At 35.4% G+C, this 13,939-nt stretch carries 17 protein-coding genes; 1 reads left to right on the top strand and 16 read right to left on the bottom strand.

Annotated features, from left to right (window positions below; translation table 11 throughout):
• Positions 1–41: 41 nt before the first annotated feature.
• The 5 genes from J7W16_RS11060 to J7W16_RS11040 form a co-directional block, all read right to left on the bottom strand.
• Positions 42–482 (bottom strand): pentapeptide repeat-containing protein, encoded by a 441-nt coding sequence (locus tag J7W16_RS11060; RefSeq protein WP_210597372.1) that lies wholly within the window; start codon positions 480–482, stop codon positions 42–44.
• A gap of 219 nt (positions 483–701) precedes the next feature.
• Positions 702–2,285, bottom strand: a complete 1,584-nt coding sequence (locus J7W16_RS22625) for a metal ABC transporter solute-binding protein, Zn/Mn family (protein ID WP_210597371.1) — start codon at positions 2,283–2,285, stop codon at positions 702–704.
• 66 nt (positions 2,286–2,351) lie between these two features.
• Positions 2,352–3,206 (bottom strand): metal ABC transporter permease, encoded by an 855-nt coding sequence (locus tag J7W16_RS11050; RefSeq protein WP_210597370.1) that lies wholly within the window; start codon positions 3,204–3,206, stop codon positions 2,352–2,354.
• Positions 3,206–3,973, bottom strand: coding sequence for a metal ABC transporter ATP-binding protein (locus J7W16_RS11045; protein ID WP_210597369.1), 768 nt, complete (start codon positions 3,971–3,973; stop codon positions 3,206–3,208). Before J7W16_RS11045 ends, J7W16_RS11050 begins: the two co-directional genes overlap by 1 nt.
• A 240-nt stretch (positions 3,974–4,213) precedes the next feature.
• Complete coding sequence (locus J7W16_RS11040; protein WP_210597368.1) at positions 4,214–4,636, bottom strand: RDD family protein; 423 nt, start codon at positions 4,634–4,636, stop codon at positions 4,214–4,216.
• Positions 4,637–4,815: 179 nt separating this feature from the next.
• On the opposite strand from J7W16_RS11040, the gene J7W16_RS11035 reads away from it, so the two are divergent.
• Complete coding sequence (locus J7W16_RS11035) at positions 4,816–4,950, top strand: YjcZ family sporulation protein (protein WP_210597367.1); 135 nt, start codon at positions 4,816–4,818, stop codon at positions 4,948–4,950.
• A gap of 381 nt (positions 4,951–5,331) precedes the next feature.
• Here the strand turns inward: J7W16_RS11035 and J7W16_RS11030 are convergent, their stop codons facing one another.
• The 11 genes from J7W16_RS11030 to J7W16_RS10985 form a co-directional block, all read right to left on the bottom strand.
• Positions 5,332–5,778, bottom strand: a complete 447-nt coding sequence (locus tag J7W16_RS11030; protein WP_210597635.1) for a GNAT family N-acetyltransferase — start codon at positions 5,776–5,778, stop codon at positions 5,332–5,334.
• A 40-nt stretch (positions 5,779–5,818) separates the two neighbouring features.
• Entirely contained in the window at positions 5,819–5,974 is a 156-nt protein-coding gene (locus J7W16_RS21930; protein ID WP_246879963.1) for a DUF6366 family protein, read from the bottom strand.
• A 531-nt stretch (positions 5,975–6,505) separates the two neighbouring features.
• Positions 6,506–7,330 (bottom strand): pentapeptide repeat-containing protein, encoded by an 825-nt coding sequence (locus J7W16_RS11025; protein WP_210597366.1) that lies wholly within the window; start codon positions 7,328–7,330, stop codon positions 6,506–6,508.
• A gap of 107 nt (positions 7,331–7,437) precedes the next feature.
• Complete coding sequence (locus J7W16_RS11020) at positions 7,438–7,593, bottom strand: hypothetical protein (protein WP_210597365.1); 156 nt, start codon at positions 7,591–7,593, stop codon at positions 7,438–7,440.
• A 24-nt stretch (positions 7,594–7,617) separates the two neighbouring features.
• A complete protein-coding gene (locus J7W16_RS11015) occupies positions 7,618–7,992 on the bottom strand; it encodes a DUF4181 domain-containing protein (RefSeq protein WP_210597364.1) in 375 nt (124 codons plus the stop codon).
• 78 nt (positions 7,993–8,070) lie between these two features.
• Positions 8,071–8,631 (bottom strand): sugar O-acetyltransferase, encoded by a 561-nt coding sequence (locus J7W16_RS11010; protein ID WP_210597363.1) that lies wholly within the window; start codon positions 8,629–8,631, stop codon positions 8,071–8,073.
• A gap of 163 nt (positions 8,632–8,794) precedes the next feature.
• Positions 8,795–9,004 (bottom strand): hypothetical protein, encoded by a 210-nt coding sequence (locus tag J7W16_RS11005; RefSeq protein WP_210597362.1) that lies wholly within the window; start codon positions 9,002–9,004, stop codon positions 8,795–8,797.
• Between the two features lie 248 nt (positions 9,005–9,252).
• Positions 9,253–10,017 carry a GNAT family N-acetyltransferase gene (locus J7W16_RS11000; RefSeq protein WP_210597361.1) on the bottom strand — a complete coding sequence of 255 codons (765 nt, stop codon included), beginning with the start codon at positions 10,015–10,017 and terminating at the stop codon, positions 9,253–9,255.
• Positions 10,018–10,174: 157 nt separating this feature from the next.
• The gene (locus tag J7W16_RS10995; RefSeq protein WP_210597360.1) at positions 10,175–10,546 is read right to left on the bottom strand and encodes a VOC family protein; all 372 of its coding nucleotides are present in this window, start codon (positions 10,544–10,546) and stop codon (positions 10,175–10,177) included.
• A gap of 203 nt (positions 10,547–10,749) precedes the next feature.
• Positions 10,750–11,622 carry a hypothetical protein gene (locus J7W16_RS10990; protein ID WP_210597359.1) on the bottom strand — a complete coding sequence of 291 codons (873 nt, stop codon included), beginning with the start codon at positions 11,620–11,622 and terminating at the stop codon, positions 10,750–10,752.
• Positions 11,623–11,771: 149 nt separating this feature from the next.
• On the bottom strand, positions 11,772–13,736 hold the full coding sequence (locus tag J7W16_RS10985) for a methyl-accepting chemotaxis protein (protein ID WP_210597358.1): 1,965 nt from the start codon (positions 13,734–13,736) through the stop codon (positions 11,772–11,774).
• Between the last annotated feature and the right edge of the window lie 203 nt (positions 13,737–13,939).

Below are 13,939 nucleotides of genomic sequence, written 5' to 3'. Positions count from 1 at the left end.
AGTGAGAAACTATCCTTTTGTAGTTAAGTTTCATTTAACCCTTACTTATTTCTAATCAGTTCATCAATTAGTATTCCATTAATTTTTAATCCAGTAATATCACAATCAATTATCTCCATATTTGTTAGATCACAGTTCATTAGCTGTCCTTCTGCCAAATTACTATCTTTGAAACTTATTGATTTATACTGTCCATCTTGCTTAAAGTTCCCATCACCCTCCAGTGGTAATACTATATTTCGAAATTCTGTTCCAAATAAATGAACATGGTCAATAACTGCATTACTAAAGTTAGCATCTGTTATTGTACATTCCTCCATATTTATATCATTCAATATCATTCTTCTCATGTTTACATTATTAATTTTTGTATTTGCTAAACTAACATTATCTATTTCCAGTCTCTCAGCATTAACTTCTTGCCACTTGGAGCCAGAAATATCAACCTTAGTTAAATCTAATTTTTCCACCTTTAATCCCATTCCCTCATCTCCAATCAATTTTTATTTTAAGCAGGTAAATAATTCTTTCTATTAATTCAAAAACCTTCTAATTTACATATAATTATTTTAATGTATATAAATACCTATATTATCTATTTAAAGTTAAGGCTTCTACAGTGCTTTAATTATTCTGTAATTACGAAAAAAGAAGCTGCACAAGGCAGCTTCTCCTTCATACTTAGTCATATGTCCTCATTTTCAGTGAGCCATCATTTCATCGGCTATTTCCTCCCCATTCATTTCTGAAGGGTAGTAGGTAGGCCAATTCGTTACTTCCTCTAGTAATGCTTCACGATCGTCACCCCAATATAAATGATAGTGATCGGCTTTCGTCGGGTAAATGCTATGATCACTGAATTGGATATATTGAGGAAGTTCCTCAGCTTCTTCTACTCGTTTAAATATAAATCTAACTCCTCTATTGCCTTTTTCATACGTTAGAATCTCATACCCATCATATACATACTCGCCAGAATTTTCCTGACCATTTTCATAGAATGTTACTGTACCTTCACTAATTATGATTCGGTCTACATCTGTCTGATACCCTACCTGATAGTATTCTTTATATTCGTCCGCTGTTTTGTCATCGTTATGTTCTGCTTTATGAGCAAACACTTCATCAAGAGTCCCGTCTTGAAGATATGGATAGACAGACTGCCAGTCACCTTCCCAATCAGAAAGAGAACGATCCTTTATTTGACTGTCTTCAAAGTACCCTTCATGGATTTTCTCACTTTCTTCATCATGTGAATGAGTGTGCTCACTTGATTTAGCTGTTGAAGCAATAGATAGAGCTTTTGTTAAAGTCTCTAAATTTTTACGCATGAGTGAAAAGTAATCCTCGTTATTGTCTATATCTTCGTCTGTTAACACAGATAAATTATGGATCTGTAACGCTTCTGCACCAATTTCTTTTCTTACAACGTCCGCAACCTTTAGCGTAACATTTTGCTCAAAAAAGACATGCTTCAGCTCATAGTGTTCGGCAACTTCGATAATATCTTTTATATCTTTTTGTGAAGGTTCATTCGTCGGACTTAGACCCGAAACGGCAATTTGTTCAATACCATAGGCCCGCTCCCAGTATCCGTATGCTGCATGTGAGACAATTATTTTATTACCAGGTAAAGGTTCAAGCTGTGAACGAAACTCGCTATCTAGATTCTCTAGATTTTCTTTTAGTTTCTCGAAATTCCGATTAAATTCTTCTTCTTTACCAGGATTGAGCTCCACAAGAGTTTCTTTAATCGTTTCTGCAACCTTAATAGAAAGAACCGGTTCTAACCATACATGTGGATCTTTGTCTCCGTGATCATGCTGATCTTCTTCATCATGATGGTCAGCTTCCTCTTCTTCATGACTATGTTCTTCCTCATGATCATGGATGTGATCAATTAACTCTAAGTTATTTGATGCTGCTACTATTTTTACGTCCTCAGATTTAATTGATTCTGAAATACTCTCTGCATAAGGCTCCAGTCCAGCTCCAATGTAAATAAAAGCATCTGATTCAGCAAGCTCTACAATATCTTCTGTCGTTGGTTCATAGTTATGAGGATTTGAACCTGGTGGCAAGATCGATTCTACCAGAGCTTCATCTCCTGCAATCTGTTCAGCAAAAAATTGTAAAGGATAGACAGTAGTATATATATGTAACGGCTCGGTCTCTTCCTGGAGATGACCATTTCCTCCACTGCTATTCGTATCTACATTGCCACAAGCTGCTATTGTCAAAATCATAATAGATAGACTCATTACACCAACCAATTTTTTATACATTGTTTCTAATCCACCCTTCTACTATTTTTTAAGGCATTCCTACAATTTAGAATTCTTTCAAGTCATTCACCTCATCAATCTTGACCAAAAATATCTACTGAACTTACTGTAAGCAATTGCTAGGATCAAAATAAGAATCGCTGTCATAACAATGGTTCCACCAGGAGGAACACCTAAATAGTAGGCAGAAATCAACCCTACAATAACAGAGGTTTCACTAAAGATGACGGATACCCACATTGTTTGCTTGAAGCTTTTTGAAATCCTGATAGCAGAGGCTACTGGCAATGAAATCAGGGCTGAAACGAGTAAAATTCCGACTACCTGCATAGATGAAGCAATCACTAACGCAACCATCAAGATAAATAGAAGATGAATCCATCGACCTTTCACACCTGAAATCGACGCATGCTCTTCATCAAACGATAAAATAAATAACTCTTTGTAAAACAAGAAAACTAGTAAACAAACAATAATGGTAATGATTAAAACAATCCACATATTCGAACGACTCACCGCAGCTACACTGCCAAACAAGTAGCTAAACAGATCTGTGTTAAAGCCTTCTGCCAAGGAAATGAATATCACACCTAGACCGATCCCACCAGATAGGATAATAGGAATAGCTAATTCTTCATAATGTCTATACACTTTTCTAAGTCGCTCAATTAACAATGCTCCTATAACAGAAAAGATCATTCCCAGATAAATTGGATTCAGTGTGTCTATTCCGAGCACCTTCTTTTCTAAAAATAGACTTGCTGCAATTCCTGTTAATGTAATATGAGAAAGAGCATCTGCTATTAGGGACAGTCTACGGACAACGATAAAAATGCCAAGAATAGGTGCAACAAGTCCAATCAACAATCCTGTAATGACAGCGTTCTGTAAAAATTCATATTTCAAGAACACTTCCAGCATTAGGAATTCAACTCCCTACTGCTAGAAAGTAGTTGGTCCGTATCTTCATACTTGTGATCATCTCCAGGATTAGTGATATAGCTAACATCATCTGAAAGACCAGTGAAACTTTTGCTCTTCATTGAAACGATCTCAGTTGCATATTTCTTGATTCTGTCTAAATCGTGCGTGATCATAAGAAGTGTGACTCCATTTTCCTTATTCAATCTGTTCAATAAATCATAGAACTTGTTTACATTCTTGGTGTCAACTCCTACTGTTGGTTCATCAAGAATGATGAGGGAAGGTTCACTAACAAGAGCACGTGCAATAAATACTCTCTGCTGCTGACCACCGGACAACTCTCCTATATTTGATTTTGAGAATTTCTCCATCCCTACCAGTCTTAATGCTTCCAACGCTCTTTGTGTATGCTCTTGTTTTAGAAAACAGAACATACCTAGACTCGAGACGAGACCAGATCTTACTACTTCTAACACACTCGCCGGAAAACCAGAGTTAAAACTATTGGACTTCTGTGAAATATAACCGATCTCTTTCCAATCATTAAATTGTTTGATAGGTTTACCGAAGACCTGAATGCTTCCATTATCAGGTTTGACAAGCCCGAGGATTAAGTTAATTAAAGTTGACTTCCCTGAACCATTTGGACCAATCAATCCAAGGAATTGCCCCTCCTCGAGAGAAAAGTTACTATTCTCGATTACCCACTCTTTTTCGTATTTAAAAGAAACATTTTTCACTTCGACTATCTTGCGACCAGACACTATTTCCCCCCTCAATTTTTGAATTTCCACAAAATAAAAAGTAATGATTACGATTTAAGGAGTAAAAAAATAGTATGACTTTTGGAAACGAATTTTGTATGTAAAAAACTTAGTCTGAATTATCTATAAGAAAATCAACTATAATCATAAGTCTTGTCTACAAAACGTAATCATTACGTTTTAAATTGTAGTACATTATCTATTTGGAAGCAAGTTATTTATTCAGTTTTGATTAGTAATTCATGACTCCGGTGGATTAGCTGTAACATAGGTTTGTGCTACTAAATCGTGTATTGAACGTTTATCAACTCTTGTTGAGACAAAATATATGCTGATGATTGTAAGCAGGCCAGCAGTAATGTTATAAAGGATCTGTATTAAAAACCCTCTAATTATCATTGTACCTAAAGTTAACTTTTCCCCTGATAACGGAGCTATTCGAATTCCAACTATACGTTTTCCAACAGTATACCCGTTCCAAAATAACGGCAGGAATACCTCGTAGATATACGAAAAAAATACCGCAATAATAAGCGTCTGATAACCAAAGATGATATTGAGTAACAAAGCAATCCCAAAAGCAATTAATAAGTCAATCACAAATGCGAAACCTCGCTCCGTTATACCTACAGGACTGTCTGTTACAGGATTAATGAAAATCACCCCATTTCTTATATCATAATTGATTTATACTTATCCATTTTTCGTTTTGATACAATTCCATTCCTTAAAAGCATGTTCACTATTCTGCCAGGTCCACTGCCCATTTCCAGAGTAAACTTTCACACTCACTTTATTTTTGAATAGAGTATTAATGTAATAGCAGAAAGGAGTGATTGAGAATGTTCGGTTACGGATATACACCATATGGTTATGGGTACGGCACTCCAGTCGCACCAACTACTGGAGGTAATGGCTTCGCGTTAATCGTCGTGTTGTTCATCCTTCTTATCATTGTCGGCGCTTCTTGGCTTTAATTAAATAAGTGGGATTGGGTGACTCACACGTGGCAGTGCCACAATGAGTCACCCTTGTATTATCTCCATATTAACAAAGATATGCATGATTTAACTGATACAAGCACACAATGCACTCAGTTCAGTTTACTTACTTAGCTACTACTACTTTTCTTACCTTTCTTAACAATAAAGAATACAAAAAGAAAAAATGTAGAGATAAAAACAGCATGAAGATATGGTTCTACACCATTAGAAAATAGTGCTAAACCTATATAGCCTAAAAATGCTAGACAATAAACAATTACTGAAATAACTACAATAACCTTTTCAGATTTCTTCACAATGACGCTCCAATCTTATCATATGTACTGTCTAATATACGTAAGACTCAAAAACTAGTTAACCTAAGTATTTTGAAAATATAATTCGATCTTGTCCATAACCTGCATAATTTGTGCCTAATGCTACAGAAAAGCCCATGGCTCTATGAAAAGACACAGATCCTTCGTTAGTTGGGGACGTTATACACTTAACCGTTTCACAACCTAAAGTATGAACCGTCAAGAAAAATAAATTATATAATTCTCTAGCTAGTCCTTTATTTCGAAATTCAGGATTCACCCCGACAAAATGAATATATGCTACATTTCGTTGGGTTTGCGAGAGAAAACCAATAAGAAAAGCAGCCAGATGATGATTGCTATCTTCAACGATAAAACTCGTTTGCTGAAAGTGTTCAAAAAATAATCGAGGTAACAAATGCGACATTTGTCTATCCCCCCACCAATTATCTATAACATCAATTATTGTAAAATAATCCTCATCAACAATAGTTCGAGTATTCAGCTAAAACACTCCTCTACATAATGTCATAACCATCGGAGATTTACTGAAAGAAAACTGAATAAATAATAGTAGCTAAAATACAAAGAAGGATAAGTATTCCCATGCCTTTCCAACCTAAGCTTCCCACCAAATCGGACAACCCTCCACCACCTTGGAAACTACTAGTCGGATTTCTTTTTAGTTCTTCTTGCCTCATTCTTTCTCTTCTTCTTTCAGGTCTTTCTCTCTCTTGTCTAATCTAACTCACCCTTAGTATTATTTTGTTTATCATTTTCTTAGTACAATTACTTTCGCTTTAACCTTCTTACAAACTTATAACTAACGAAGACCAACAGTAGTGTACCAACAAAGATACGTAATTCGATAATAAAATCAAACCATCTAAAATTATGATAATGTACTTCGACTCCTTTCATTTAAGCACACCATTTCCATGTATGAAAAAAGTTCTACTACTAATGAGTCTGACTAAAAAAATAATTCAATTTACAGCTTAGAAAATACCTCTTTTAGATCCTGCTATTCGTAGATAAGAAGACTCGACTCAGCACCTGAAATTGGATCGACATGTACTTTTGCAATACCTTGTACATCCGTTAAGCTTGCTATGCTTATTATCATTAAACCGCCTCTTCCTGGAGTATAAATTCACTCCCTTCATAAACTAGATAATTAAAACTACCTAACAGATATTCTAATGATGATCTTCTTCACTCATTACAACAAGCTAAGAAATATTTTTCTTTCCCCAATGACTTGGCCTTTCTAAATAACTAGGTATTTTAGTATGATTATCACCAAGGGCTGAGTTGATCTGCGACTGGGTAAGAAAGAGAACCTCGGTTAAGTCGGCACCATTTAAATTAGCGTCTCTAAGGTCAGCACCGATGAAGTCCGCTCTCTTCAAGTCACTCTTGCTTAAATTTGATGCGATCATGAGTTTGCCACGAAAATCTTCACCCTGAAGGTTCAATCCTTTTAAGTTAGCTCCTAAGTAATCTGATTTATTCTTTAATCTGTTCTGTTGACTTTTTTTGCTGCTGTTTGCTCTATAGATTTTACTTGACTCTACTAATAGAGAATTGACCTTACTTCTATGTGCTACAATATCTATTTTAAAAATGTCTTCTGGCCTTTTTTCTGTTAGTTCAACTGTTTCTTCGTACATTTTTTTCAGGCTATTATGTAATGATTCTACTTCTCTTAAAGTGAGTGTTTGTTGAAGATACCAAAGCATTTCGTGCAGTTGTTGAACAAGTGGAAATACAGCAAACATCTCTTCGGCTTGCTTAATGTCTTCACGCCAGTCTTGCCCATGATAAATAAATTGTGAGACATGCTGACCCGCACCGAAGCATTCATAGGATACACAACCACGAAATCCCTTCTCTCGCAATTGATCATGTAGAGAACAAAGGTTATTTGAACATAAATTTCGGCAAGGCACTCCACCATCTTTATTGAAAGGAAAATCAGCTGATTTTCCATAAGGCAATGCTACACAACATAAACCAAAACAATGACTACAATCTGACTTTAATCTATTAATCATAATTACACTTCCTGCTAAACAGTTAATGTTTTCTAATAATATAAAAACTAAGACAATGTAAATCTATTTCAACTCTATAACCACCAGAAACATTGGAGGAAGATGTCTTACTTCTCCTTCAGTTCTCTAAGAAGCGTTATTATTTCTTGATTTTGTTTAACCTGTTCCTCTGAATTTAACATGATGATCCTAATCCATCGAATGACCAGAGCAACTAAAATAATAGGTATTAAATATAATAAAACTACTATACTTTCTCCCAATATAACACCTCCTACTAACTGCTTTTACAATAGATCATTCATAATTAAAAGAACTCCCCCGATTACCAATATACTAATAGATACAGTCTCAATTATGGAAATGATGAATCCTTTTCTCTCACGCTCGTATCTAAATTCCATAAAAGCACCGAAACCACCCAGTGCAATCGCACTAATCACGAAAGCACCTAACAATACTGGGTGTTGGATAATATAGGCAAGGACAAGAAAAACGATAGTTAACGAACCTAGTATGTAGAGACCTTTTTTATGTTCGTTGTTCACGTATGTTCTATACCCTTCAGGATCGGGTTCGATATTATATTTTTTTCTAACAAATTTCTTTAAAAGAAATTGAACAGCACAAACAGATAAATATAAAATCATATAGGCTAGCATCTTATCCCCCTTGATATGCTGGTTGCCATTTAATTATTAGAGGTTATATTTCTAGTCATTGCGGAATAGGAAGCTAGCCTACACATCAATTGGTTTAATTACTTTAGCTGGATTACCACCAACAACAACATTGTCTGGTACATCTTTAGTTACCACTGCACCTGATGCAATGACAACATTGTTTCCTACTCTCACACCTGGATTGACGATTGCACCACCACCAATCCAGACATTGTCACCAAAAGTAATTGGTCTTGCGTATTCTTTCCCCGAATTACGTTCAGTCGGATGAATGGGATGTGTGGCTGTATAGATTTGAACGCCAGGGGCGAGCATACAATTATCACCAAACTTTACCTCACAAACATCTAAAATTATACAGTCGAAGTTCGCAAAAAAGTTTTCTCCCACATAGGTGTTATAGCCATAGTCAAAACGTATATTGGGCTCCATATACACCTTTTCTCCGGTAGAACCAAGTAAATCCTTTAATAATTTTGTCCTTGTTTCTTCTTCAGTTTCTAATGTTTGGTTATATACCCTTACTTTCCGTCTCGCTTCCTGACGTTCCCATACTAATAATGGGTCTGCAGGATTGTACATTTCACCAGCCAACATTTTTTCTTTTTCTGTTCTCATAGTTACAGCTCCTTTCCGTTCTCCAATCTGATTTTACCATTCATCCTTTCTCTTGATATAGCGAATGCGTACCTTCTTTAGAGGAACGCATTCGCTAGAAATATTTAAGGCCTATAAGGAGAATCCTCCACAGTTAACCTTCAACTTTAATTATCGGTTATTTTTATATCAAATCCTCTGGGGTATCAGCGTACCACTCTGCATAGCCACACTTAATACAGACGAAAGGATTCATACGGGTATTCTTCTTATTCTTAAACAGCTGTTCTCCACTGGGGTTTTTCACTAACAAGCCTTTTAAACCTTGATCGACATAACACTCTATCATATCGCTTCCACATTTCACACAGCTCTTTTCATGATTGATTGTCACTTTTTCGCCCACCTTATATAAGATATATCTATGTTACGTCAGGTAATTGGTATTGGTTTCATATCAATCCAAGCATCCTTCTTATGGAATAAGCCCTGTTAGAAGCTTGCCAAATTTGGACGTTAAACGGGATTCCTTTCCTTTCAGCTACATCTCTTAGTATGTAACTTGTTAACTCTTTTACCTTTCAACTTCTTTATCTTTTCTTCGTAAAAGAAGCGATTGCCCTTGTTTAGCATCGCACATGTCTATTCAATAAAATAAGTATCATATGATTCCTTAAAAATGTACCCGAGCTTTTTAGCTAGTTCAACCGATTCAGGATTAGCAGCGTCCCAACTAGGGTATTTTCCTCGTTCTAGGCAATCTAGTATTAGGGTTGAGGCAACAATTGTTGCTAGACCTTGTCTTCTATAATTAGGATGACTTGCAATCTCAATCTCGAGTCCATCATCATAAATACTAAATGATGTTGCCGCTGAAATAACCTGCCCTTCCTTTAAAATAGCATAACCCGCCCCTCTATCTAAAAAGTCTTCAACCGAATCAAATTGACTAATAAAGTCTTCTGATAGATCATGGAATGTTGCTGCCTCTACAATATGTTTATCAACTCTCTTCAGTTCATACCCCTCCGGTAATGCAGTGAGTAGTTGCTGAATATGGTCTCGATCTAAATGATCTGGTTTTTTATGAAAGCGAAATCGTTGAAATTTCTCACATACCCCATCATGAACAGTCTCTATAAGCTCCTTCCAGTCATCAGAATCAACAATTACCAGGGCAAAATCAGGAAGATTATAAAGTAATTCTTTAGCTTCGTTTGTTTTTGGATCCCCTGCAAAGAAAACAAAAATCCCAACCGTTATTTGAGCGACAGTTGGATTTTCCAAGTTGTCCACCCAAGCCGTTCCCATATGTCCTTGCAAATACGAGAGAGTCATTGTGCTGTCAATTTTTTCGAACATTGGTACTAGCTTCTTTCTTACATCTGCGTTCACTTCGTATATCATTTAATTCCTACTTTCTTGAACGTTTTTCAACCAGTATACTTATCTACATATTATCATAATCTCCGCCCAATAAATGGTAGATGTTTTTTCATAGCTTAACAAAAAGCGATCACCCAATTTTGAGCAACCGCATCCATTCTTTCAAATAATAAATCTATTAGATTGCTATAACATTAAGAATATTTCCATCCAAATCCCAAAAATCAAACAATCTCATTTCTTTAAAATCAACGTCATTCTCAACGGTTGTTACTTTCACGCCTTTATCCTTCAAGGTTTGATGTAATAATTGAATGTCTTTAGTGGCAAAATTGAAGGGGACATAGTTTCTATTTGGAGTATGTTCTTCAACTTGTACCAAGTGAAACCCACAATTCGACGCAATGGCGAGACCAGCCATTCGTTCATTTTTCCATCTTAATTTAAAACCAAATAAGTCCTGGTACCATTTCAACGATTCTTCGAGATTACTAACAGGGAGGAATACTGCATCAATTCGTTCAACTAATTTTTCGGTTACTTCAACCATTTTACGCCACCACCTAATTTGGGATATTTGTATTTTTTTACCATTTTAGTATAGCGTAAATTTGTTTGTTAGTACATTATATTTATAGTAATTTATTCTATTTAATTAATAGGTAATAATCTTCAATTCTCAATACATTTACTTAATTTCTTCAACAAAAAAAGGACTATAACAAGTCCTTTCATGAGTTATTATAAAGAGCATCAATTTTCAATATTGACTTTCAAATTTTTTTTACTTTGTCCGTTTGTAAGCAGTTGACTTATATATATTCCAACCCAAAGACTCGAAACCTTTGTAGAAAGAGATACTATTACAAACAGTAATTGATTAGAAACTATCAGAAGGTTCTTTTTAATAAGGAACTGTTCGAAACCTTGCAAAGTCAATACCGTACAAACTGTCACAACTCGACTTTTCAACCTTATTAGCATAAAAAATATAAACGCACTTATCCCACAATAGATTGTTGCCATAATAAAATGGTCCCTATACCGATTTTGAAACAATTGAGTATTCACCAAACATGTTTTCAGTAACGAAACATGCAAGGAGGTTATAGTCGCGTAATAAGAAAATATTGCTAATCCAACTGTTATTAACCTAACCACCTTTGTCTTCTTATCCACAAGTAAATAACGCCAAAGCTTTGCAAAACCATAAAAAAACTGGACTAAAACCGGTGTATAATACCCTTTCCACCAATGGTGCTTAAACAATCCTCTCTTAATAAACAATTGTTCAATAACTAATAAAACAGCCGCACAGCATAAGATCCATTTATAGGATAATCGAAATAGAGCAATGACAACACCAGAAGTAGGGATAACAAATAACTGCGAAATAGTGGAGCCAAACACATTGTCAAAATACGAATTTCTCAACAGCTTCGGGTAATACCGATATGAATTACCAATAATTAAAATGAAGTATTCAAAAATGTAATTCATCCCTGTATATGCCAGAAATAGCGGCAGTATAAATCGCCGCTGCTGCTTCTGAACTTTCATGCTAGCAATCGCCAGTATTAATACTGACAAAATAGATAAACCAAAATAATGCGTTCTGTTCTTCACTAGTCCATCACCTCTTCTAAAAACCATATGTTTTTAGATTCCCCCATAGAGAAAAGAAGCATTCTAAATTCAGGAAAAAGGTGGTGGTTATTACTGTAATGTCCTACGAAAGTAGAAATCATTAGACATGGAAGGGCTGCTTATAATGGTTATAGTTTAAACCTTTTGACATGATTGTTTAAATCTACAGCTAATTCATCTAGTTCCATAGCGTTGCGAGTTATCTCTTCCATTGAACTCGTAGATTGTTGGGCTGAAGCTGCTACCTGTTCAACTCCAGCTGCTGATTCTTCTGAAACTGACGCGATTTCTTCAATTGAGGATTTCATAGCGTGACTATTATTTGCAATCTCCCTCAGACTGGCTGATATTTCTTGAATCTTAGTTGCCATTTCAGTTACAGACTCGTTAATCGCTTCAAATGATTGGCCCGTTAATTCTATTTCGTTTCTACCTTTATTAACCTCTTCGTAACCTACGTTCAAAGAATGAACAACATTACCTGTCTCCGACTGAATACTTGAAACAATGCTTGTAATATCTTGAGCAGATTCAGATGCTTGTCCAGCTAATTTACGAACTTCATCAGCAACAACCGCAAATCCTTTTCCATGTTCGCCAGCACGTGCAGCTTCGATTGCTGCATTTAGAGCTAATAAATTGGTTTGCTCTGCTATGTCATTGATCACTTTAACTAGAGTAGAAATCTTTTTAGATTGCTCTTGCAATCCTTCAACCTTTGAAATAGATGTCTGTACAACATCATCAATCGTTTTCATTTGTGACACTGATTGATGCATTAATTGACTGCCCTTTTGAGTCATTTCTAATACATCTGTAGACATATTAGCCATATCGTTTCCATTGTTATTGGCATGCTGTATTTTCGCTTCAAAGTCTTCCATCACCTCAAACAAGCTAGTAGAGTTTGTAGCTTGATTTTCGGTACCCGAAGACAGCTCTTGCATTGTAGAAGCTATTTGCTCACTACCATCTCTCACTTCTTTAGCAGATTGTGTTAATTTTTCACTTTTATTTGAAACATTCTTTGATGCCTTTGATACATTTGTAATAATTTCTTTTAAGTTATTTTTCATTGAATTAACTGAATCTGATAGCTGCTTTAATTCATCTTTCCCTCTGTATTTGATGTCTTTAACTAGTAGGTTACCATTAGAGATTTCATTCATGTTAGTTGCAACCTGTTTTAACGGAACAGAGATCCCTCTGCTGAATAAAACAGAAACGACAATAACAAATACTAAAGTAATCAGCACAATTACCATACCTATTACTTCATTTTGTGCTATAACTCGACTAACATCTGAAATATCTTGTTTAATCTGAACAAAACCGATTGTTTCGGTTTGTGTCGGTTCAAACATTGGAAGATACGTAACTATGTAATTACTGTCCTCACTTGTAATGGTTTCACCTGTTAGAACTTTTTTTAGATCATTATTGATAGTTATTTGCTCTATATTTTCATTAGTTGAGGCTAACGATTCACCTTGGTCGTTATACAGACTAATTGAGACCCCTGATAAACTTTGTATTATATTTTGTAAAAACACATCATTAAGACCTGTTTGTAATGTTCCAATCGTTTGACCACCTGATTGAATTGGAATAAAGGCTCGAATATTTAAACCAGAACTACCAAAAGCAAACCCTGCTTGACTTTCTCCACTTAAAGCTGAGTTAATAGCTTGATCTCCGCTCTTGTCATCCCCAAACTTTTCCGGATTATGTGCCCGATAAAAAACAATTCCCTGCTCATCTCCAATTTCAAAAACCTCTAAGTTATGTTCTTCCTTTAGTCTTTGAAATATTCCGTCTAGAACAGAGGCCATCTGCTCACGATCATCGGAGTTTAATGCACTGATAAGTTGTTCATTAGATGCGTAGCTTTCAGAGATTTCCAATAAATCCTCTGAGGCAATTGTTAGCTGGCTTGTTACCGAGTTCTGTATAGTCAGTTGCTGATCATTGATTAGTTCAGAATAAGCTTGACTAGTATTGATATGATTAGCGAGTGAAATAGCGATAATCGGGATGATAGCTGTTATAAACATTATTAATAAAATTTTTCTGTTTAGTGTTTTAGTAAACATTTGTGGTTCCCCCCCTTGTGATGTATTCCAATAATTCCCTTCCATAACGTGGACTCTCGTTCTTTCAATAAACGCTTAACGACTCCCTCATATATATCGGATAAAAGTCAGAAACTTTTCACTATAAATAACTCTCCTATCAATAAGCTAGAACGACTAATTAACAATAAAAAAAGCAGTTTTATAAAAAAGTAGTCCACAAA

The organism is Halalkalibacter suaedae, from assembly GCF_017939705.1.
GTDB lineage: Bacteria > Bacillota > Bacilli > Bacillales > Bacillaceae_D > Halalkalibacter > Halalkalibacter suaedae.
This window is presented reverse-complemented; position numbering and strand designations above follow the sequence as displayed.

What these genes read in the sequence shown, in the direction of transcription:
- J7W16_RS11060 (WP_210597372.1), bottom strand. Translation starts at nt 482, where the DNA reads ATGGGATTAAAGGTGGAAAAATTAGATTTAACTAAGGTTGATATTTCT.
- J7W16_RS22625 (WP_210597371.1), bottom strand. Translation starts at nt 2,285, where the DNA reads ATGTATAAAAAATTGGTTGGTGTAATGAGTCTATCTATTATGATTTTG.
- J7W16_RS11050 (WP_210597370.1), bottom strand. Translation starts at nt 3,206, where the DNA reads ATGCTGGAAGTGTTCTTGAAATATGAATTTTTACAGAACGCTGTCATT.
- J7W16_RS11035 (WP_210597367.1), top strand. Translation starts at nt 4,816, where the DNA reads ATGTTCGGTTACGGATATACACCATATGGTTATGGGTACGGCACTCCA.
- J7W16_RS21930 (WP_246879963.1), bottom strand. Translation starts at nt 5,974, where the DNA reads ATGAGGCAAGAAGAACTAAAAAGAAATCCGACTAGTAGTTTCCAAGGT.
- J7W16_RS11025 (WP_210597366.1), bottom strand. Translation starts at nt 7,330, where the DNA reads ATGATTAATAGATTAAAGTCAGATTGTAGTCATTGTTTTGGTTTATGT.
- J7W16_RS11015 (WP_210597364.1), bottom strand. Translation starts at nt 7,992, where the DNA reads ATGCTAGCCTATATGATTTTATATTTATCTGTTTGTGCTGTTCAATTT.
- J7W16_RS11010 (WP_210597363.1), bottom strand. Translation starts at nt 8,631, where the DNA reads ATGAGAACAGAAAAAGAAAAAATGTTGGCTGGTGAAATGTACAATCCT.
- J7W16_RS11000 (WP_210597361.1), bottom strand. Translation starts at nt 10,017, where the DNA reads ATGATATACGAAGTGAACGCAGATGTAAGAAAGAAGCTAGTACCAATG.
- J7W16_RS10995 (WP_210597360.1), bottom strand. Translation starts at nt 10,546, where the DNA reads ATGGTTGAAGTAACCGAAAAATTAGTTGAACGAATTGATGCAGTATTC.
- J7W16_RS10985 (WP_210597358.1), bottom strand. Translation starts at nt 13,736, where the DNA reads ATGTTTACTAAAACACTAAACAGAAAAATTTTATTAATAATGTTTATA.